18 protein-coding genes and 1 pseudogene are annotated in these 18,690 nt (G+C 68.6%); 5 read left to right on the top strand and 14 right to left on the bottom strand.

Annotated features, from left to right (window positions below; translation table 11 throughout):
• Positions 1-5: 5 nt before the first annotated feature.
• Genes DAT37_RS24570 through DAT37_RS24555 form a run of 4 tightly spaced genes read right to left on the bottom strand, consistent with a single transcriptional unit; the run spans position 6 to position 4,222 of the window.
• Complete coding sequence (locus DAT37_RS24570) at positions 6-902, bottom strand: ABC transporter permease (protein ID WP_198654403.1); 897 nt, start codon at positions 900-902, stop codon at positions 6-8.
• Positions 899-1,936, bottom strand: coding sequence for a TIGR03842 family LLM class F420-dependent oxidoreductase (locus DAT37_RS24565; protein WP_109527146.1), 1,038 nt, complete (start codon positions 1,934-1,936; stop codon positions 899-901). The genes DAT37_RS24570 and DAT37_RS24565 overlap by 4 nt, the downstream gene beginning before the upstream one ends.
• A 31-nt stretch (positions 1,937-1,967) precedes the next feature.
• The gene (hydA, locus tag DAT37_RS24560) at positions 1,968-3,386 is read right to left on the bottom strand and encodes a dihydropyrimidinase (RefSeq protein WP_109527145.1); all 1,419 of its coding nucleotides are present in this window, start codon (positions 3,384-3,386) and stop codon (positions 1,968-1,970) included.
• Positions 3,383-4,222, bottom strand: a complete 840-nt coding sequence (locus tag DAT37_RS24555) for a nitrilase-related carbon-nitrogen hydrolase (protein WP_109527144.1) — start codon at positions 4,220-4,222, stop codon at positions 3,383-3,385. Before DAT37_RS24555 ends, hydA begins: the two co-directional genes overlap by 4 nt.
• A gap of 122 nt (positions 4,223-4,344) precedes the next feature.
• On the opposite strand from DAT37_RS24555, the gene DAT37_RS24550 reads away from it, so the two are divergent.
• Positions 4,345-5,805 carry an aminotransferase-like domain-containing protein gene (locus DAT37_RS24550; RefSeq protein WP_232839968.1) on the top strand — a complete coding sequence of 487 codons (1,461 nt, stop codon included), beginning with the start codon at positions 4,345-4,347 and terminating at the stop codon, positions 5,803-5,805.
• A 28-nt stretch (positions 5,806-5,833) separates the two neighbouring features.
• On the opposite strand, the gene DAT37_RS24545 is transcribed toward DAT37_RS24550, so the two are convergent.
• Positions 5,834-6,451: a SanA/YdcF family protein gene (locus tag DAT37_RS24545; protein ID WP_232839967.1), complete on the bottom strand. Its 618-nt coding sequence runs from the start codon at positions 6,449-6,451 to the stop codon at positions 5,834-5,836.
• Between the two features lie 399 nt (positions 6,452-6,850).
• Here DAT37_RS24545 and DAT37_RS24540 point away from each other — a divergent pair, with 399 nt between their 5' ends.
• Positions 6,851-7,570 (top strand): peptidylprolyl isomerase, encoded by a 720-nt coding sequence (locus tag DAT37_RS24540; protein WP_232839966.1) that lies wholly within the window; start codon positions 6,851-6,853, stop codon positions 7,568-7,570.
• A 39-nt stretch (positions 7,571-7,609) separates the two neighbouring features.
• Here DAT37_RS24540 and DAT37_RS24535 read toward each other — a convergent pair whose 3' ends face one another.
• The 5 genes from DAT37_RS24535 to DAT37_RS24515 form a co-directional block, all read right to left on the bottom strand.
• Positions 7,610-8,659, bottom strand: coding sequence for an ABC transporter ATP-binding protein (locus DAT37_RS24535; RefSeq protein ID WP_109527142.1), 1,050 nt, complete (start codon positions 8,657-8,659; stop codon positions 7,610-7,612).
• On the bottom strand, positions 8,656-9,468 hold the full coding sequence (modB, locus tag DAT37_RS24530) for a molybdate ABC transporter permease subunit (protein ID WP_109527141.1): 813 nt from the start codon (positions 9,466-9,468) through the stop codon (positions 8,656-8,658). The genes DAT37_RS24535 and modB overlap by 4 nt, the downstream gene beginning before the upstream one ends.
• Positions 9,465-10,241, bottom strand: a complete 777-nt coding sequence (modA, locus tag DAT37_RS24525; RefSeq protein WP_109527396.1) for a molybdate ABC transporter substrate-binding protein — start codon at positions 10,239-10,241, stop codon at positions 9,465-9,467. Before modA ends, modB begins: the two co-directional genes overlap by 4 nt.
• Before the next feature lie 14 nt (positions 10,242-10,255).
• Positions 10,256-10,654, bottom strand: coding sequence for a TOBE domain-containing protein (locus DAT37_RS24520; RefSeq protein WP_109527395.1), 399 nt, complete (start codon positions 10,652-10,654; stop codon positions 10,256-10,258).
• Positions 10,655-10,716: 62 nt separating this feature from the next.
• A complete protein-coding gene (locus DAT37_RS24515; protein ID WP_232839965.1) occupies positions 10,717-11,916 on the bottom strand; it encodes a molybdopterin-binding protein in 1,200 nt (399 codons plus the stop codon).
• A 447-nt stretch (positions 11,917-12,363) separates the two neighbouring features.
• On the opposite strand from DAT37_RS24515, the gene DAT37_RS24510 reads away from it, so the two are divergent.
• Positions 12,364-13,098: a PP2C family protein-serine/threonine phosphatase gene (locus DAT37_RS24510; protein WP_232839964.1), complete on the top strand. Its 735-nt coding sequence runs from the start codon at positions 12,364-12,366 to the stop codon at positions 13,096-13,098.
• A gap of 19 nt (positions 13,099-13,117) precedes the next feature.
• On the opposite strand, the pseudogene DAT37_RS24505 reads toward DAT37_RS24510, so the two are convergent.
• Positions 13,118-13,622: pseudogene (locus DAT37_RS24505) on the bottom strand (GNAT family N-acetyltransferase).
• Positions 13,623-13,776: 154 nt separating this feature from the next.
• Positions 13,777-15,537, bottom strand: coding sequence for a proteasome ATPase (gene arc, locus DAT37_RS24500; RefSeq protein WP_109527138.1), 1,761 nt, complete (start codon positions 15,535-15,537; stop codon positions 13,777-13,779).
• 179 nt (positions 15,538-15,716) lie between these two features.
• On the opposite strand from arc, the gene DAT37_RS24495 reads away from it, so the two are divergent.
• Positions 15,717-16,241, top strand: coding sequence for a nuclear transport factor 2 family protein (locus tag DAT37_RS24495; RefSeq protein WP_109527137.1), 525 nt, complete (start codon positions 15,717-15,719; stop codon positions 16,239-16,241).
• Positions 16,242-16,287: 46 nt separating this feature from the next.
• Here DAT37_RS24495 and DAT37_RS24490 read toward each other — a convergent pair whose 3' ends face one another.
• Positions 16,288-17,121 carry a tRNA (adenine-N1)-methyltransferase gene (locus DAT37_RS24490; protein ID WP_109527136.1) on the bottom strand — a complete coding sequence of 278 codons (834 nt, stop codon included), beginning with the start codon at positions 17,119-17,121 and terminating at the stop codon, positions 16,288-16,290.
• 113 nt (positions 17,122-17,234) lie between these two features.
• On the opposite strand from DAT37_RS24490, the gene DAT37_RS24485 reads away from it, so the two are divergent.
• On the top strand, positions 17,235-18,146 hold the full coding sequence (locus tag DAT37_RS24485) for a RecB family exonuclease (protein WP_109527135.1): 912 nt from the start codon (positions 17,235-17,237) through the stop codon (positions 18,144-18,146).
• A gap of 13 nt (positions 18,147-18,159) precedes the next feature.
• On the opposite strand, the gene DAT37_RS24480 is transcribed toward DAT37_RS24485, so the two are convergent.
• Positions 18,160-18,651 (bottom strand): hypothetical protein, encoded by a 492-nt coding sequence (locus DAT37_RS24480; protein ID WP_157978642.1) that lies wholly within the window; start codon positions 18,649-18,651, stop codon positions 18,160-18,162.
• Positions 18,652-18,690 lie beyond the last annotated feature (39 nt).

The raw sequence follows: 18,690 nt of genomic DNA, 5'->3' as shown, positions 1-18,690 counted from the left end.
AGAACTCACGCGTTTCCCTTCGACCTCTGTGCTCCGGCGGGATGGCTGTAGCGGCGCAGGACGAATTCGGCCAGCGCGACCACGCCGGTGACGGCGATGCCGAGTAGCGCGGCGGCCAGCACCGCCGCGTAGAGCCGTGACGAATCGCCGGTCGCCTGCTGGGAGAACACGATGATCTGACGACCGATCCCGCCCGCCGTTCCGGTGGAGATCTCGGCGACGACCGCGCCGATCACCGACGCCGCCGCGGCCAGTCGCAGGGCGGGCAGGAAATGCGGCACCGACGCGGGAAAGCGCAGACGTATCAACGTGTTCCACCAGCTCGCCGAATAACTGTGCAACAGTTCGACCGAGGCCTTCGGCGGTGCTTGCAGCCCGCGCAACATGCCGACCGCCACCGGGAAGAAGGCGAGGTAGGAAGCGATCACCGCGATACTCATCCACGGCCGCCACGGCTCGCCCGCGATGACGACCCGGCCGCCCCAGCCAGCGACCAGCGGCGCCAATGCGATCAGCGGAACAGTCTGCGAGACAACGATATACGGCAGCAGGCCGCGTTCGACGAAGGTGAAGCGCTGCATCAGCACCGCCAGCGCCACCCCGACCACGGTGCCGATCAACAGGGCCAGCAGTGCCAGGCCGAAGGTGAAACCCGCTGTGCGCAACAGTGTGGCGCCCACGGTGGTCTTGCCGTCGCGTTCACCGAGCACGGTGAACACCGTCCACACGTGGGGCAGCGCGGCATCGGTGGTGCGCGGCAGGATCCGTTGGCCGCCCAGACTCACGCCCTGCGCGGGAACCAGCGCCTTGACCGCCTCCCAGATTCCGACGACAAGCAGCAGCGCGGCGAGCGCGTAGCCGGCGCGTATCGCCCGCGTGCGCGCGCCGCCGGTGGAATTCATCCGGCGCCCTCGGTCGCGGTGACGGGGTGGGCCAGCCGTGGCAGCACCGATTCGCCGTAGGCCTCCAGGGTGGCGGTCTTGGCGTCGTGCTGGAGATAGACCGCGAACTGGTCGACGCCGAGTTTCTCCAGTTCGCGCAGCCGGACCAACTGCTCGTCCGGGGTGCCGAGCAGGCAGAACCGGTCGATGATCTCGTCGGGCACGAAATCGGCGTGGGTATTGCCCGCGCGACCGTGTTCGTTGTAGTCGTAACCGTGCCTGCCCGCGATGTAGTCGGTCAGCGCCGCCGGAACATCACCGCCGGTGCCGTAGCGCGCGACGATATCGGCGACGTGATTGCCGACCATGCCGCCGAACCAGCGGCACTGCTCGCGCGCGTGCGCCAGCCCCGTCGCCGATCCGTCGGTGACATAGGCGGGCGCGGCGACGCAGAACTTCACCGCGCCCGGATCGCGACCGGCGCGTTCGGCCGCCGCCCGCACCCTGGCGATGGTCCATGCCGCGATATCGGGATCGGCCAATTGCAGGATGAACCCGTCGCCGACCTCGCCGGTCAGGTCGAGCGCGCGCGGGCCGTAGCCCGCCACCCACACCTCGAGGCGCGAATCGGCCGCCCAGGGGAAGCGCACGACCGTGTCGTCGACCTGTGCGCTGCGGCCGTTGGCGAGTTCGCGGATCACCTCGATCGATGCCCGCATGGTGGCCAGGGTCGTCGGTTTGCCGCCCAGGGTGCGCACGGCCGAATCACCCCGGCCGATCCCGCAGACGGTGCGGTTGCCGAACATGTCGTTGAGCGTCGCGAAGGTGGAGGCCGTCACGGTCCAGTCCCTGGTCGCCGGATTGGTGACCATCGGACCGACCATGACCTTGCGGGTCGAGGCGAGGATCTGGCTGTAGATGACGTAGGGCTCCTGCCACAGCAGATGCGAGTCGAAGGTCCACACGTGCGAGAACCCGTGCGTCTCGGCCTGTCTCGCGAGTTCGATCACGCGCGAGGCCGGAGGGTTGCACTGCAGCACTACGCCGATATCCATGCGGCACTCTCCATTCGGGTTCGATTCGGCGTCAGATCAGGTTCTGCGAGAGGTCACGTTTGACGAAGCGGCCGTGCCCGGTGGTGCCGAGATACCGTCCGCCGTCGATGATCACGCGACCGCGCGAGAGGACGGTGTCGACGTGACCGTCGATCTCGAAACCCTCGTAGGCCGAGTAGTCCATGTTCATGTGATGGGTCTTGCCGTACCCGATGCTGGTGTGCCCGGCGGGGTCGTAGATCACGATGTCGGCGTCGGCGCCGGGACTGATGACGCCCTTGCGCGGATACATGCCGAACATGCGGGCGGGCGTGGTGCAGCAGACTTCGACCCACCGTTCCAGCGAGATCAAGCCGTTCTTGACGCCCTGGAACATCAGATCCATCCGGTGTTCGACGCCGCCGATGCCGTTGGGGATCTTGCTGAAGTCGTTGCGCCCCATCTCCTTCTGATCCTTCATGCAGAAGGGGCAGTGGTCGGTGCTGACCGCGGTGACGTCGCCGGTGCGGATATAGCGCCACAGCTCGTCCTGGTGCCCCTCGGCCCGAGAGCGCAGCGGTGTCGAACACACCCACTTCGCCCCGTCGAAACCCGGTGCGCCCAAATGCTCTTCGAGCGAGAGGTACAGGTACTGCGGACAGGTCTCGCCGAAGACGTTCTGCCCGTTGCCGCGCGCGGTGGCGATCTGCTCGAGCGCCTGCTTGGCAGAAACGTGCACCACATACAGCGGCGCGCCGGTCACCTGCGCCAGCATGATCGCGCGGTGGGTGGCCTCCTCCTCCATCTGCCACGGACGGGTGACGCCGTGGAAATAGGGGCTGGTGTCACCGCGCGCCACGGCCTGTTCGACCAGGACGTCGATGGCGATGCCGTTCTCCGCGTGCATCATCAGCAGCGCGCCGAGATCCCCGGCGGATTGCATCGCGCGCAGGATCTGGCCGTCGTCGGAGTAGAAGACGCCGGGATAGGCCATGAACAGTTTGAAACTGGTGACGCCCTCGGCCACCAATTCGCTCATCCCCTTGAGGGATTCGTCGTCGACGTCACCGATGATCTGGTGGAAGCCGTAGTCGACGGCGCACTGTCCGGCCGCTTTCCGATGCCACTGGCCCAGGGTGTCCTGGATCCGCTCGCCCGGTTTCTGCACCGCGAAATCGATGATCGTGGTGGTGCCGCCCCATGCCGCGGCCCGCGTGCCGGTTTCGAAGGTGTCCGACGCCTCGGTGCCGCCGAAGGGCATCTGCATGTGGGTGTGCCCGTCGACGCCACCGGGGATGACGTATTTCCCGGTCGCGTCGATGACGGTCTCGGCGGACGCGGCGAGGTCGGCGCCCAGGGCGCGCGATCCCGGTTGCAGCACCGCCACGATGGTCTCACCGTCGATCAGTACGTCGAGCGGTTGCGATCCGGTGGCCGAGACGACCGTGCCGCCGTGGATGAAGGTGGTCATGGCGTCACCAACGGTCCGTAGGCGTCCGGTCTGCGATCCCGGTAGAACGCCCACCGGTCGCGGACGACCTTGATCAGATCCATGTCCAGATCGCGGATCAGCAGTTCCGGGGCGGTGTCGGAGGCGACATCACCGACGAATTTGCCCTCGGGGTCGACGAAGTAGCTGGTGCCGTAGAAATCGTCGTCGCCGTATTCGGATTCGATGCCGACCCGATTGATGGCGCCGATGAAATACTCGTTGGCGACCGCGGAGGCGGGCTGTTCCAATTTCCACAGGTAGGCGGACAGTCCGCGCGAGGTGGCCGACGGGTTGAATACGATCTCGGCTCCCGCCAGGCCCAGTGCGCGCCAGCCCTCCGGGAAATGCCGGTCGTAGCAGATATAGACGCCGACCCGGCCGACCGCGGTATCGAAGACCGGCCAGCCGAGATTACCGGGACGGAAATAGAATTTCTCCCAGAAACCGTTCACGTGCGGAATATGATGTTTTCGGTATTTGCCGAGGTAGCTGCCGTCCGCGTCGATCACCGCCGCGGTGTTGTACAGCAGTCCCGGCTGTTCCTGCTCGTAGACCGGCAGGACCATCACCATGCCGAGTTCACGCGCCAATGCCGCGAAACGCTCCGTGGTCGGTCCCGGCACCGATTCCGCGTAGTCGTAGAACTTGGCGTCCTGCAACTGGCAGAAATACGGCCCGTAGAACAACTCCTGGAAGCAGATCACCTGCGCTCCCCGCGCGGCGGCCTGCCGCGCGTAGTCCTCGTGCGCGGTGATCATCGACTCTTTGTCGCCGGTCCAGGTCGTCTGGACGAGCGCGGATCGAACGGTTGCCATGATTGTTATCGTGCACCCTGAACCACGTCCGATGTGTTACATCTGCGCGGAAACAGTTTCTTGGCCGTAAATCTTCGGGATGACCGTGGTTCGCGCCCGGTAGCGGGTCGCAGAATGACGGGGTGAGCATCGAACGGGCGGGTACCGATGACGCGGACGACCGCGTTGCGCCCGGTTCGACCGTGCCGCTGCCGAGCGCCGCCGTGATGTCGCCCTCGGAGTTCACCGCCGATCTCGACGATCGCACACCCGCGGGAATCGCGGCCACCCTCAGCCGCCGAATCCGCTCCGGCGCAATGGCTCCCGGATCGCGGCTACCGACGGTGCGGGAGGTGGCCCGCGAACTCCGGGTGTCACCGGCCACGGTCAACCAGGCCTGGCGCGCGCTCGCGGCGACCGGCGCGATCGTCGCCAGGGGACGCGCGGGCACCTTCGTCGGAGAACTTCCCTCGGGCCGTCCCGCAGTCGGCCGCTATCAGCGACTGCACCCGCCGACCGACAGCGCGTTCCGTATCGATCTGTCGCGCGGCACCCCCGACCCAGGCCTGCTCCCCGACCTGGCGACGGCATTGCGCACCATCACCGCCGTCGACGCGGGTGACCTCGCCGCGGAGTATCTCGGCGACGCCGTCCTGCCGGAACTCGCCGCCAGGGTCCGCCCCGACTGGCCGTTCCGCGCGGAACGGCTGGCCGTCTTCGACGGTGCGCTCGACGCCATCGACAGGCTGCTCACCCTCCACATCCGGCTCGGGGACGCGGTGGCCGTCGAGGATCCGTGTTTCCCGCCGTTCCTCGATCTGCTGGCCCGCCTCGGGGCGAAACCGGTCCCGGTCCACCTCGACGACTCGGGATTGATGCCCGCCGAATTATCCCGCGCGGTCGCCGATTTCGGTGTCGGCGCACTGATCCTGCAACCCCGGGCCCAGAATCCCACCGGGGTATCGCTCGCCGCGCGCCGCGTGCGCGAACTCACCGATATCCTCCGCGCCACCGACACCCTGATCGTCGAGGACGACCATTCCGCCGGAATCGCCTCCGCCCCACTGCGTTCCCTCGGCGCCCGGCTGCCACGGCGCACCGTCCACGTGCGCTCGTACTCCAAATCCCACGGCGCGGATCTGCGTCTCGCCGTCGCGGGCGGCCCCGCCGAGTTGCTCGATCCGGTCATCGAACGACGCATGCTCGGGGCGGGCTGGACCAGCCGCCTGCTCCAGCGCGTCCTGCTCACCATGCTCGACGATCCCACCGCCGCCGACACCGTCACCGCCGCGCGCGCCGAGTACCGGAGACGTTCGACCGAATTACGCCGTGAACTGGCTACCCACGACATCACGGTGGCCCGCGCGGACGGCATCAACCTCTGGCTGCCCGTCGCCGACGAGAACGCCGCGATGATCTCGCTGGCCGCCGCGGGGATCAAGGTCGCGCCCGGCGGCCCGTTCGAAGCGGCCGACACGCCTCGATCCGACCACGTCCGGCTCACCGTCTCCCCCGTCACCGATGCCGACCTCCCGTGGCTCGCCACCGAACTCGCCGCCGCCGCGTCCGCCGCGCCCACTTATCGCCGCATCCGTCGAGCGTGAGACCTCCCAGGTTCGCGCTGCCCGCCGTCTATCGCGCCAGCAACCGAGCGACAGCTTTCGGCGCGGCCAGCCACTCACGAAAGTTGTTGCGCACTGCGGTTGTTCGCCGACACTCGCAATAGGCCACGACGCCGTCGGCATCGATGCCCGCGGCCCGGCACAGCGCGACCGCACGCGGCAGGTGCTGGAATTGGCTGACGATGATCGCGCGTTCGATTCCGAATCGGTCGCGGGCGCGTTCACAGGTCTCCCAGGTCGACAGGCCCGCTCCGTCGGATCGGATCAGAGCGGGATCGATGCCGTTGTCGAGGAGGTAGCGCCGCATCGAGACGATCTCGTCGCCCGAGGTGCCGTTCGCGTCACCGGAGAGCAGGATCTCGCGCGCCTTCCCGGCGCGCACCAGTTCGATGGCGACATCCAGCCGCCCGCGCAGATACGCCAGCGGTGAACCGTCCGGCCCGACCTTCGCCCCGGGGACGATCACCACCGGTGCCGCAGGAGCCGATGCCACGTCGTGGCGATGCCCCGACGACAGTGCCCACAGCGCGCCGTTCGCCCCGGCTGCCACCACGACGATCCCTGCCGCGAGCGCGACCCCCACCCTTATCGCCCGCCGCCACGGCCGCGGCCCGCCCCCACCCGTCACCTCTGCTCCTCCCGTGGACGCCCGCGGTCCCGAGGCCAACCTACCCGGGGCCCCGACCCGTGACCGCGCGTCGGGTGACCGGATTCGACCGTCCGTACGGCATTCCGATTCCCGGTGCCGAGTGCGTTCCATGCCGCGCGCCGACGACACGGCAGCGAACCCGTCGTCGGATCCGGCCGCTCACACCGGTCCGAGGCCCCGTACCGCCCGCCGAGGGCGAACCGGGTCATCGGCACCGCGGTTCCCGCGAGACACCGGCGCCCGCGACGGGAACAGTGCGACCCGCCTGCTCGCGCCCGAGGGCGAACCGGGTGGTTCGGTGACGGCGAGGGTGGGGTAGGTGGCAGGATGCGGGCCAGCATCGTCCGGTGCGTATACCCCTGATGAAGGAGATCCACTGTGAGCATCGGAACGCGGGCGCGCGCGGGCGCCGAGAAGCGGCGCGGCACTCCGATGCGGCGGATGCTGCCCGGGCTCGGCCTGCTGATCGCGGGCGCGGCGCTGACCCTGCACGCGGCGGGCGGCGTGGCCGCGCAGCCGTGGCAGGCGCACCGTAGTCCGGCGGGATGCGCGCCGGCGTCCGCCGACGCGCCGAACGGGAAGCAGTGGCCCTTCGAGCCCTGGCAGACGATCGATCCGGCCGCCGGGTACACCGCGTCGCTGGAGACCAACTGCGGAACGGTGACGGTGGCCCTCGACGCGGCCCGGGCGCCGCGCACGGTGAATTCGTTCGTCTTCCTGTCCGACCAGCAGTATTTCGACCACACCCGCTGTCACCGGTTGACCACCCAGGGCATTTTCGTCCTCCAGTGCGGTGATCCGACGGCGCTGGGCACCGGCGGACCCGGCTACCGGTTCCCCGACGAGAATCTGGCGGGCGCGACGTATCCCGCGGGCACGCTCGCGATGGCCAACGCCGGTCCCGGCACCAACGGCAGCCAGTTCTTCCTCGTCTACCGGGACAGCCAGCTGCCGCCGAACTACACCCCGTTCGGCCGCGTGGTCGACGGACTCGGCGTGCTCACCGGAATCGCCGCGGCGGGCGTTCGCGACGGTTCCGGCGACGGAGCCCCCACCGACGATGTGGTGCTGAACGCGGTGCGCGTCGCCCGCGGGTGAACTTCCGGTAGGCGGCCGACAGGCGTTCCGCACCCCGGTTCACGCCGGATACGACCGCATCTCGGTGGCCTTCACGGCCGCCCACAGCCGCTGTCCCGGACGCAACCCCAGTTGGGCGACGGTGGCGGGGGTGATGTCGGCGAGTACAGGCGGACTGCCCTCGAAACGCACCCGGATGGTGTGGGCGTGCTGCTCGATACCGGCGATGACGACGGGCCAACTGTTGCGCGGGCTGCCCACCGGACGCTCCGGATGCAATCCGACGGCGTTCGGGGCGAACGCGACGTACACCGGTCCGTTGCCGGGTTCGGCGATGGTGAATTCACCGCCGGTGTCGAGTGCCACCAGGGTGCCACGCGCGGTCCCTCGATAGAGGTTGAGTCCCATCAGATCCGCGACGTAGTCCGAGCGCGGCGCGGCGGCGACCTCGGCGGGCGCGCCCTGCTGCACGATCGCGCCGTTCTCCAGGATGACCAATCGGTCGGCGAGCACCATCGCGTCGAGCGGGTCGTGGGTGACGAGCACCGTGTATCCGGGAAACTCGCGCAGGTGATGGGACAGATCGGAGCGCACGTGCAGCCGGGTGCCCGCGTCGAGGGCGGCGAGCGGTTCGTCGAGCAGCAGCAGGCGCGGTGCGGTGACCAGTGCCCTCGCCAGCGCGACACGCTGGGCCTGTCCGCCCGACAGAGCGCGTGGTTTGCGATGCATGTGATCGGCGAGTCCGACGCGCGCCAGCGACGCGGCGGCCTGTTCGCGCGCCCGGGCCTTGCGGTGTCCGCGCGCCCGCAGTCCGAAGGCGACGTTGTCCAGCGCGGACAGGTGGGCGAACAGCAGGTAGTCCTGGAACACCACGCCGATCTCCCGCCGTTCGGCGGGCACGAACACCGAAGGCGGTGCGTCCCAGGTGTGTTCGCCGACGCGCAGATGCCCGCCGGTGAGCGCGACGAGTCCGGACAGCGCGCGCAACGCGGTGGTCTTGCCCGCCCCGTTGGGCCCGAGCAGCGCGATCACCTCCCCCGGCGCCACGGTGAGCGGCAGCTCGAGCGCGAAATGCCCCCGGTCGACCCGGATTTCGGCGCTCAGGGTCATACCGCACCCCGGATCCAGCGTTCCCGCAGCGCGACGAGCACGAGCACCGACACCGCGAGCAGCACCAGGCTCAGCACGATCGCGGCCTCCGGATCGCTCTCCAGCGCGAGGTAGACCGCCAACGGCATCGTCGTCGTGCGTCCGGGGAAATTACCCGCGAAGGTGATGGTCGCGCCGAATTCGCCCAGCGCGCGGGCCCAGCACAGCACACCGCCCGCGACGACGCCGGGCAGGATCGAGGGCAGCGTGACCCGTCGGAAGGTGTACCAGCGGCTCGCGCCGAGGGTGGCCGCCGCCTCCTCGAATCGTTGATCGGCCGCGCGCAGGGCGCCCTCGACCGAGATCACCAGGAACGGCATCGCCACGAACGCCTCGGCGACGATCACCCCGGCGGTCGTGAAAGGCAGTGACACCCCGAACCATTCGTAGATGTAGCGTCCGATCAGGCCGCGCCGTCCCAGCACCAGCAGCAACGCGACACCGCCGACGACCGGCGGCAGCACGAGCGGGACGGTGACGAGGGCGCGCAGCAGCGAACGTCCGGGCAGGTCCGCGCGGGCGAGCAGCCACGCGAGCGGAATCCCCAACACGAGGCAGATCAGGGTCGCCGAAGTCGCGCACACCAGCGAAAGCCGCAGCGCCTGACCGACTTCGGCACTCGCCAGCCGCTCGGGCAGGGTCGACCACGGCGCCCGGAGCAGCAGCCCGATCAACGGGACGACCAGGAATGCCAGCCCGCAGACGGCGGGCAGTATCAGCGCGACCGGAGGCCGCCCCAGTACCGCCCGTCGCCGCGAGGCCGTTCTCACGGGGTGTCGAATCCCGCCGCGGTGAACACCGTCTTCGCCTGGGCGCCGGTGACGAATTCGACGAACGCCGCCGCGGCCGCCGCGTTCGGGGCGTGCGCGAGCGGTGCGACCGGATAGTCGTTGACAGCCTTGGCCGATTCGGGGAATTCGATGCCGGCGACCTTGTCCCCCGCCGCCTTCACATCGGTGCGGTAGACCAGCGCCGCGTCGACCTCACCGAGCGTCACCTTGGTCAGCACCGCCTTGACGTCCTGCTCACGGGTGTCGGGCTGGGGCGTGATACCCGCGGTCTCGAATACGGTCTTCGCCGCCGCACCGCACGGCACCTGCTCGGCGCACAACGCGATCTTGGGCTCGGTCCTGCCGAAATCGGCCAGTCCGGTGATGGCGCCCGGATTGCCCTTGGGCACGGCGATCTCGAGTCTGTTGCGTACGAACGTGACCGGCGCGACCGTGACTTCGCCCTTGTCCCGTACCTGCTGCATGTTCTTGGGCGCCGCGGAGGCGAAGACGTCCGCCGGAGCGCCCTGGTTGATCTGTTCGGCGAGCGCCGAACTGGCGCCGAAGCTGTAGACGACCTTCACCCCCGGGTGCGCGGCCTCGAACTGCTTGCCGAGTTCGGTGAAGGTCTCGGTCAGCGATGCCGCCGCGAATACCGTCACGGTGCCCGACACCGACGCCGCGTCCGCGGATTCGGACTTGTCGTCGGAACCGCAGCCCGCCACGGTCACCACCGCGAGTACCGCCGCGAACGCGACGCCCCATCTGCGCATGAATTTCATCCTCGTCAACTTTCCGGAATCTCCACCACGACGTGGGTGGACTTCACCGAGGCGACAGCGATACTGCCGACTTCCAGACCGAGCTCGTCGACCGATTCCCTGCTCACCAGCGACACCAGCCGGAACGGTCCGGCCTGCATCTCCACCTGCGCCATCACGGTGTCCTTGACGATCCTGGTGACGATGCCGCGCATCCGATTGCGCGCGGACGCCGCGACCGTCACCCCCGGCTCGGGAGCTTCGGCGTTTGCTCGCAGGAATTGGGCGAGCTCGCGGCCGCTGACACCCTTGCGGCCGCTGTCGAGCTGGATCGCGTTCAACCGGCCCTGATCGATCCACCGGCGCACCGTGTCATCGCTGACACCGAGCAGGGCGGCTACCTCGCTGATCCGTAAATTCGACACGATCGACAGCATATTGCCGCAGACACGGAATTGTGAAGCGAGAAGATCCGTAGATCAGGAGGTCACTGCGGCAACGGCAGGAGTTCGGCGACGCTACCGCGTCCGGAGTTCGGCCCGAGCAGCGCGAGCGCCTGGCAGCCGATCAGGTCGGCCAGATGCGGTGTGCGCGCCGCACCCGCGCTCTGCCACACCCCGCCGGGCAACTGACGCACCGGCACCACCGCGGTGAGCGTCTCGTGTGATCCCGACCGGTCGCTGATCCGGCCCCACAGTCGCTGCCGCGAGGTGCGCGCGGTCAGCGCGTCCACGATCGCGGGAGCGCTGACCAGCAGCGCGGCCACCGCGGCGAACGGATTACCCGGCAACGCGAGCAGCACCCTGCCGTCGGGGAGTACCGCGACGATCTGCGAGCCGCCGGGCCGCATCGCCACCCCGTCGAGGAGTACGCGCGCGCCGATCTCGGTGAGCACATCGCGCAGATGATCGGCCGCACCGTGTCCGGTCGCGCCGGTGACCACGACCATCTCGGCGTCGCGTTCCTGGGTGAACCAGGCGAGCAGGTCTTCGGCACGGTCCGGCAGATGCCGGACCGGTCCGCATCCGATATCGCAGGCACGCAGCAGTTGCGGCAGTACCGGTGCGAGCGCGTCGCGGGTCTGGCCTTCGGCGAGCGGGCCGCGCGCGCGGATCTCGTCGCCGGTGATCAGCACATCGGCGCGTACCGGTCCGCGGACCGCGCCGGTGGGAGCCTCCGCGCTCGCCGCGGCCGAGACCACCGCGGGGCAGACCCGGGTCCCGTGGCCGACAAGCACTTCCCCGCCCTCCCACTGCTCACCGCAACGGCGCATATCGTCCTTCAGCGGCGCGCCGGGCACCCTGCGCACCATCAGGCGACCCGATACCCGCGCCGTCTCGGCGAATTCGTCGCGCATGACCGCCGTGGTCCCGGTCGGAGCCGCCGCGCCGGTCGCGATCCGCACCGCGACCCCCGACGACAGCGGACGCCCTCGACCGTGGCCCGCCAGCCTGGCATCGGCGCGCAACGTCCACCAGGGACCGGGGCCGCTCACCGCGTAGCCGTCCATCGCCGCGGTGTCGACCCGGGGCAGCGCGGTACCCGCGATCAGATCTTCGGCCAGCGTCGCTCCGGACGCGTCCGCGAGCAGCGCGAAACGGGCCGGGACGGCGATCAGTTCGGACCGGAGGACCTCGGCGACACCGTCGACGCCGATCGGCAGCATCCGCACACTCTCCACGCTCACGACAGCCTCCGATTCGATCTCCGCCCGCCCTGTGCCCGCGCTCGTCCCGTCCGCTCGACATCGACAACGCGGGGCGAATAGATCCTCATCGTCGGACATGACGCGCGATGGTCGCATCGGTTGCCCGACAGTCACCAAACCCTCACCCCGCCACCGCCCCGGCGGTGCGTTCCGCGCGCCCAGCCGGCGGATCTGAGGGGATGCCGACACGCTGTGCGCGATCGTCGGCGGCGTGCTCGGTGTGCGGCTCGGCTCTCGGGGTATCCCGGAAACATGGCGCAGCCGTCGAGAGCCCCTTCCGCTATGGGCGGGGTCGTAGGATACTTCGGCTACGCCCAGTTCTCAGCAAGCCCACAGTCATCTCTGGCGTATGCCACGGTTTGATGAGGTGAACTGGTATTCGGACGGCCGACAGGTCGCCGGCGACCGATCCCAGGAGGTCAGGCCGTGAGTAGCGCAATGACGACATCCCGCCGCGAGTTGGTACGGCTCGCCGGAATCGCGGGTGATTCGGTCAGCAGGCGCGGGCTGCGGTCGATCAACGCCGACGCCGTGGCCTCGTGGACCGATCCGGTCACCGGTCGGGTCGCCTTCGTCGTCGCCGACGGTGTCGGAGATCACCTGCTCGCGGCACGGGCCGCGCGGGCCGCCGCGACGGTCGCCGCGAAGGAGAGCGCCCGCGACGGCGCGGCGGCGGGCATCCTCGCCGCGCAACGACGTCTGCTGCGCGAATTCCCCGAACCCAAAGCCGACAGCGCGCTGGTCGTCGCGGTACTGCCGACGGCCGGCAAACCCGACTGTTCGGCCGACATCGCCTGGGTCGGGGATTGCCGCGCCTACCGCTGGAACGGCCGGATGCTGCATCAGATCACCACCGATCACACCCTCGCGGAATACCTCCGGATGCGCGGCCAGTACGCGGCGCCGCGCACGAATCACATCATCACCACCACCGTGCGCACCGTACGCGAAGATCAGATCGGCCGCGCCGCCACCGGCTCCAGCAACGGGCGAATCCTGCTCAGCACCGACGGGGTGCACAAACGCCTCGATATGGCGACGATCAAACTGCTGCTCGCCACGGGGGAATCACCGAGCGCGACCGCGGAGGCGATGGTGGACGCGGCCCTGGACGGCGGCGGCAGGGACAACGCCTCGGCATTCGTGATCGACCGGCACTGAGCCGCCCCGGCGGACCCGATCAATCGCCCCTGATCCGGGCGTGCAGGTGCATATCGTGCCACCCGTCCGCGTGCAGACCGGCGCTGCGCCTGGTGCCCTCCAGCGCGAATCCGAGTTTTCTCGCCACCCGGCACGATTGCGTGTTCCGCACCGAATGCGCGAGTTCGATGCGATGGAAGCCGCGCGCGTTCAGCGCCCAGTCGGTCAGGGTCGCCGCGGCGCGCGGGGCCACGCCACGGCCGCGTGCGGCGGGCACGGTCCAGTAGGCGACCTCGGCCTGGCCGTAGGCGGATATCCCGCAACGAGGCACGGCCGAGGAGGGCGTCGGTGCCGGTGTCGACGACCGCCCAATTGGCATGGGTCGCTTCGCTCCACGCCTTCGCCCACACCTCCAGCCAGCCGCGCACCTCGACCACCGAGACGGCGCTCCGGGTGTGCCAGCGCTGAATCCCGCTGTCCTGGAACGCCTCGAAGACCGCGGGCGCGTCGTCGGGAGACCACGGCCGCAGGGTGAGGTCGTCCACGACGAAGGTCGGTTGCGCTGTGGCGGTGAAGTATTCGGCGTCGAGTAGATCCGGCGTTGTCGGTGGCACGATCGTCCATTCTGCCCTCGAGCGCCGCCGAAAGGGAGAAGCCGCGCCCCCGAGGGAGACGCGGCTTCTCGAAATCGACCGGACCTTACAGGTATTGACCCGTATTCGACTCGGTGTCGATGGAGCGGCTGGCCGAGGCGTTCTTGCCGGTGACCAGCGTGCGGATGTAGACGATCCGCTCGCCCTTCTTGCCGGAGATGCGAGCCCAGTCGTCCGGATTCGTGGTGTTGGGCAGGTCCTCGTTCTCGGAGAACTCGTCCACGATCGAATCGTAGAGATGCTGGATGCGCAGACCCGGATTACCGTTGTCGAGCACCGACTTGATGGCGTACTTCTTGGAGCGGTCCACGATGTTCTGGATCATGGCGCCGGAGTTGAAGTCCTTGAAGTACAGGACCTCCTTGTCACCGTTGGCGTAGGTGACCTCCAGGAAGCGGTTGTCCTCGCTCTCGGCGTACATCCGGTCGACGACCCGCTCGATCATCGCGCGGATGCAGGCGCCCTTGTCGCCGCCGAATTCGGCCACGTCATCCGCGTGCAGCGGCAGCGTCTCGGTGATGTACTTCGAGAAGATGTCCTGCGCCGATTCGGCGTCGGGCCGCTCGATCTTGATCTTCACGTCCAGACGGCCCGGCCGCAGGATCGCGGGGTCGATCATGTCCTCGCGGTTGGAGGCGCCGATGACGATGACGTTCTCCAGGCCCTCGACGCCGTCGATCTCCGAAAGCAGCTGCGGCACAACGGTGGTCTCCACATCGGAGGAGACACCGGAACCACGGGTGCGGAAGATCGAATCCATCTCGTCGAAGAACACGATCACCGGGGTGCCCTCGGAGGCCTTCTCACGCGCACGCTGGAAGATGATCCGGATATGGCGTTCGGTCTCGCCGACGAACTTGTTCAGCAGCTCGGGGCCCTTGATGTTCAGGAAGAACGACTTGGCTTCCTTGGCATCCTCACCGCGCGCCTCGGCGATCTTCTTGGCCAGCGAATTGGCCACCGCCTTGGCGATCAGCGTCTTGCCGCATCCGGGCGGACCGTAGAGCAGCACGCCCTTGGGCGGGCGCAGCGCGTACTCGCGGAACAGATCCTTGTGCAGGAAGGGCAGTTCGACGGCGTCGCGAATCTGCTCGATCTGCCGGGTCAGGCCGCCGATGTCGTGGTAATCGACGTCGGGAACCTCTTCCAGTACCAGATCCTCGACCTCGGCCTTGGGGACGCGCTCGAACGCGAAACCCGCCTTGGTGTCGACGAGCAGGGAATCTCCGGGACGGAGTTTGCGGATCGGCGAATCCGGGTCGTCCACGTCGTCGTTCTCGGCGATCTTGGACAGCGGGCCCGACAGCCACACCACACGTTCCTCGTCGGCATGACCGACCACGAGGGCGCGACGGCCGTCGTCGAGGATCTCCCGCAGGGTGCCGATCTCGCCGATCGCGTCGAAGACGCCCGCCTCGACCACCGTGAGCGCCTCGTTGAGGCGGACGGTCTGGCCGTACTCGAGTACGGCGGTGTCGATATTCGGCGAGCAGGTCAACCGCATCTTGCGTCCCGAAGTGAACACGTCGACCGTCTGATCGTCGTACACGCCGATCAGAATGCCGTATCCACTCGGTGGCTGACCCAGCCGATCGACCTCCTCGCGCAACGCGACCAGTTGCTGGCGCGCTTCCTTGAGGGTGTCCATCAGCTTCGTGTTGCGAATGGTCAGCGAATCGACGCGGGCTTCCAACTCCCGTGCGTGATCCGGCGAATCGGCGAGTTGCCTTCGGAGTGCAGCCGCCTCGGCGCGTACCGCCTCGAGCTCTCTCCAGGCCGCCGAATCCGAATTCTCGATGGGGCTCATGTGCTGCTCCTCCCAGTCCCGGTCTATCAACGCTACCGGGCGTGGTCAATTCTCGCTTTCCGACATGGTTTCTTCGTGATCACATCTGCACTGCGATCGGCGGCCGGAGGTCCATGTTAGCCTGCCCTAACCCGATTGGGGCGAGAGTTGTCGCCCCACGAGCCGAAAGGTTGCTCACCATGCTCCTTCCCGCCAGAACTCTGCGCTTCTGCGTAGCGACGGCCGCGGCGGCCATCGCCGTGACAGTCGGTCTCACCGGATGCGGATCCGACGACGATTCCGGTTCCGCCACCGGCACCACTGCCACTGCAAGTACCACAACCGCCGCCTCGGCAACCACCGGATCGGGGCAGGCCGCGGGCGCGACGCCGTCGGTCGAGGAGTTGCAGACCACGCTGGCGATTCTGTCCGACCCGGCCAAGACCACCCAGGACAAGGTCGCGATCGTCGTCGACGGCGAGAAGCGGGCCACCAACATCGAGTCCATGACCAAGGCTCTCGCGGGCTACGGAACGCTGAAGTTCGTGGTCAGCGACGTGAAGGTCACCGGCGACACCGCCACCGCGCAGGTCGTCATCAGCTCGCCGAACGGCGACGCGCCGCCCATGCCCCTGACCTGGCAGCAGGTCGGCGGCAAGTGGAAACTCTCCGACGCGAGCACCTGCGTGCTGCTCGGGTTCGCCCAGGCGCCCTGTACGCCGTAGTCGCATCGGGCCCGTGCGTGCCCACCGGCATGCACGGGCACGGGGCTCAGCCCTTCGAGGGGCGACGTTGGGGCTTGGGGGTCACCGTTCCCTCGGCGAGGCGTCGCGCGCTCACCAGGAAGGCCGTATGCCCCTGCATGCGGTGCTCGGGGCGTACCGCGAGGCCGACCACGTGCCAACCGCGCACGATCGACTCCCAGGAACGCGGTTCGGTCCAGCATTCCTGTTCCCGCAATGCCTCCACGATCCGCGACAACTGTGTGACGGTCGCCACATAGACGATCAGGACACCTCCCGGCACCAGCGCCTTGGCGACCGCAGGCAGCGCGTCCCACGGCGCGAGCATGTCCAGCACCGCCCGATCGACCGGTTCGCCGTCGTAGTCGGCGACGTCGCCGACCGTGAGCGACCAGTTAGCCGGACGTTCGCCGAAGAAGGTCTCCACATTGCGTACGGCGTGCTCGGCGTGGTCGTCTCGGATTTCGTAGGAGATCACCTCGCCTTCGGGGCCGACCGCGCGCAACAGCGAACATGTCAGCGCGCCGGAGCCCGCACCCGCCTCCATCACCCGCGCGCCGGGAAAAACGTCGCCCTCGTGCACGATCTGCGCGGCGTCCTTCGGGTAGATCACGGCGGCCCCGCGCGGCATCGACAGCACGTAGTCGATCAGCAGCGGACGCAGCGCCAGGTACGGTGTGCCGTTCGTGGAATTCACCACGGCGCCCTCGTCGGCGCCGATCAGGTTGTCGTGCTTGATGCCGCCGCGGTGGGTGTGGAATTCCTTACCCGGCTCCAAGACGACCGTGTAGAGGCGCCCCTTGGCATCGGTCAGCTGCACCCGGTCACCGATGGTGAATGGCCCGGTCCGTCTGGCCGTCATGAATCTCCGTTTCGCTGGCGTGAAGGTGCTGTCGGCGCGAGCGTGGCCTGCGTGCTCACGCAGCGACCGCCGTTCGCGCCGCGGTGTCGGTACCGCCGGATAGCCTGCCAGGTATGCCAGCGCCCGTGTCCACGCCCCCTGCCGACGACGAGATGTCCTCGGCGCCCGAGCCTGCCCGGGTCCGGCGACGCCCCGCGCTGTCGCCCTCGCGGGCAATGGATTTCAAACAGTGCCCGTTGAAGTACCGACTGCGCGCGATCGATCGGATTCCGGAACCGCCCACCCGGCACGCCGTGCGCGGGACGGTCGTGCACGCCGTGCTCGAGGACCTGTTCGGACTGCCCGCAGCGGACCGGGCGCCCGAGCGCGCCGATACCCTCGTCGTCCCGGCCTGGGAGCGGGTACTGGCCGACCGTCCAGAGATCGCCGCACTGTTCGCCGACTCCGGTCTCGACGGATTCCTCGCCGAGGTGCGCGCCCTGGTCGAGAGCTACTACCGGCTGGAGGATCCGACCGGCTTCGATCCGGAATCGCGGGAGGCCGGGGTCGAGGTGGAACTCGACGACGGGGTGCTGCTGCGCGGATTCATCGACCGCATCGATGTGGCGCCGACGGGTGAGCTCAGGGTCGTCGACTACAAGACCGGTCGCGCGCCGGGGCCGACCAGCGAGACCAAGGCCCTGTTCCAACTCAAGTTCTACGCCCTGGTCGTGTTGCGCACTCGCGCGATCCTGCCCGCCCAACTACGGCTCATCTATCTGGCCGACGAACAGATACTCACCTACGCGCCGGACGTGGAGGAACTGCTGCGTTTCGAACGCACCCTCTCCGCGCTGTGGGCGGCCATCACCGACGCCGGGCGCACCGGCGATTTCCCGCCGAGCACCAGTTGGCTGTGCTCGTACTGCGATTACAAACCGCTGTGCCCCGAATACGGCGGTACGCCGCCGCCGTACCCGGGTTGGCCGTCCGATGGGCTGACCGAATCGCCGGACGAGACGCTGGCGGAAGCGGTTTCGGACTGAAGTCGCCCCCTGATCACACCCCGAGTTCGTCGCAGAGGTCGACGTAGCGCTCGAGGTATTCGGGGGTGGATCGGTGGGCCGCCAGCCCGACGGTGTCGAATTCGTCGGAGCCGGGTTCCGCGAGCACGCCGAGCGCGCGCAGGGCCTCGTTGACGGTGCGCACCGAGCGCACCGGTCCGCCGTCGACGGAGACGACCGCCCACTGACTTCCGTTTCCCGCGAAATAGTCCGTGAACAGCACGGCGAAGGTGGGGTCGGGCCGGCCGCACAGTCGCGCCGCGATCGTGGCGGTGACCGCTTCGCGGGGAAAGATGCCGGGCGCGTCGGAGGGCAGGTCGAAATATTCGGTGAATCCATGTCGGGCTTGCCGGTACGCCGTGTAGTAGTGCGTCAGGTGGAACAGGGTCAGGTTCTCGCGCAACGACACCGGCGCCAGATCCCATTCCACGGCCGCGTCCGCGTCGAAGTGTCCCGGTACGAGAAGCGCGGTGATGGCGTGTGACACACACAGCACCCTATCGCTGCCCGTCACGCGCCGAGGGAG

This window comes from Nocardia aurea, assembly GCF_003123685.1.
Lineage (GTDB): Bacteria > Actinomycetota > Actinomycetes > Mycobacteriales > Mycobacteriaceae > Nocardia > Nocardia aurea.
The sequence above is the reverse complement of the archived record's forward strand: the minus strand, read 5'-3'. Positions and strand labels throughout refer to the sequence as shown.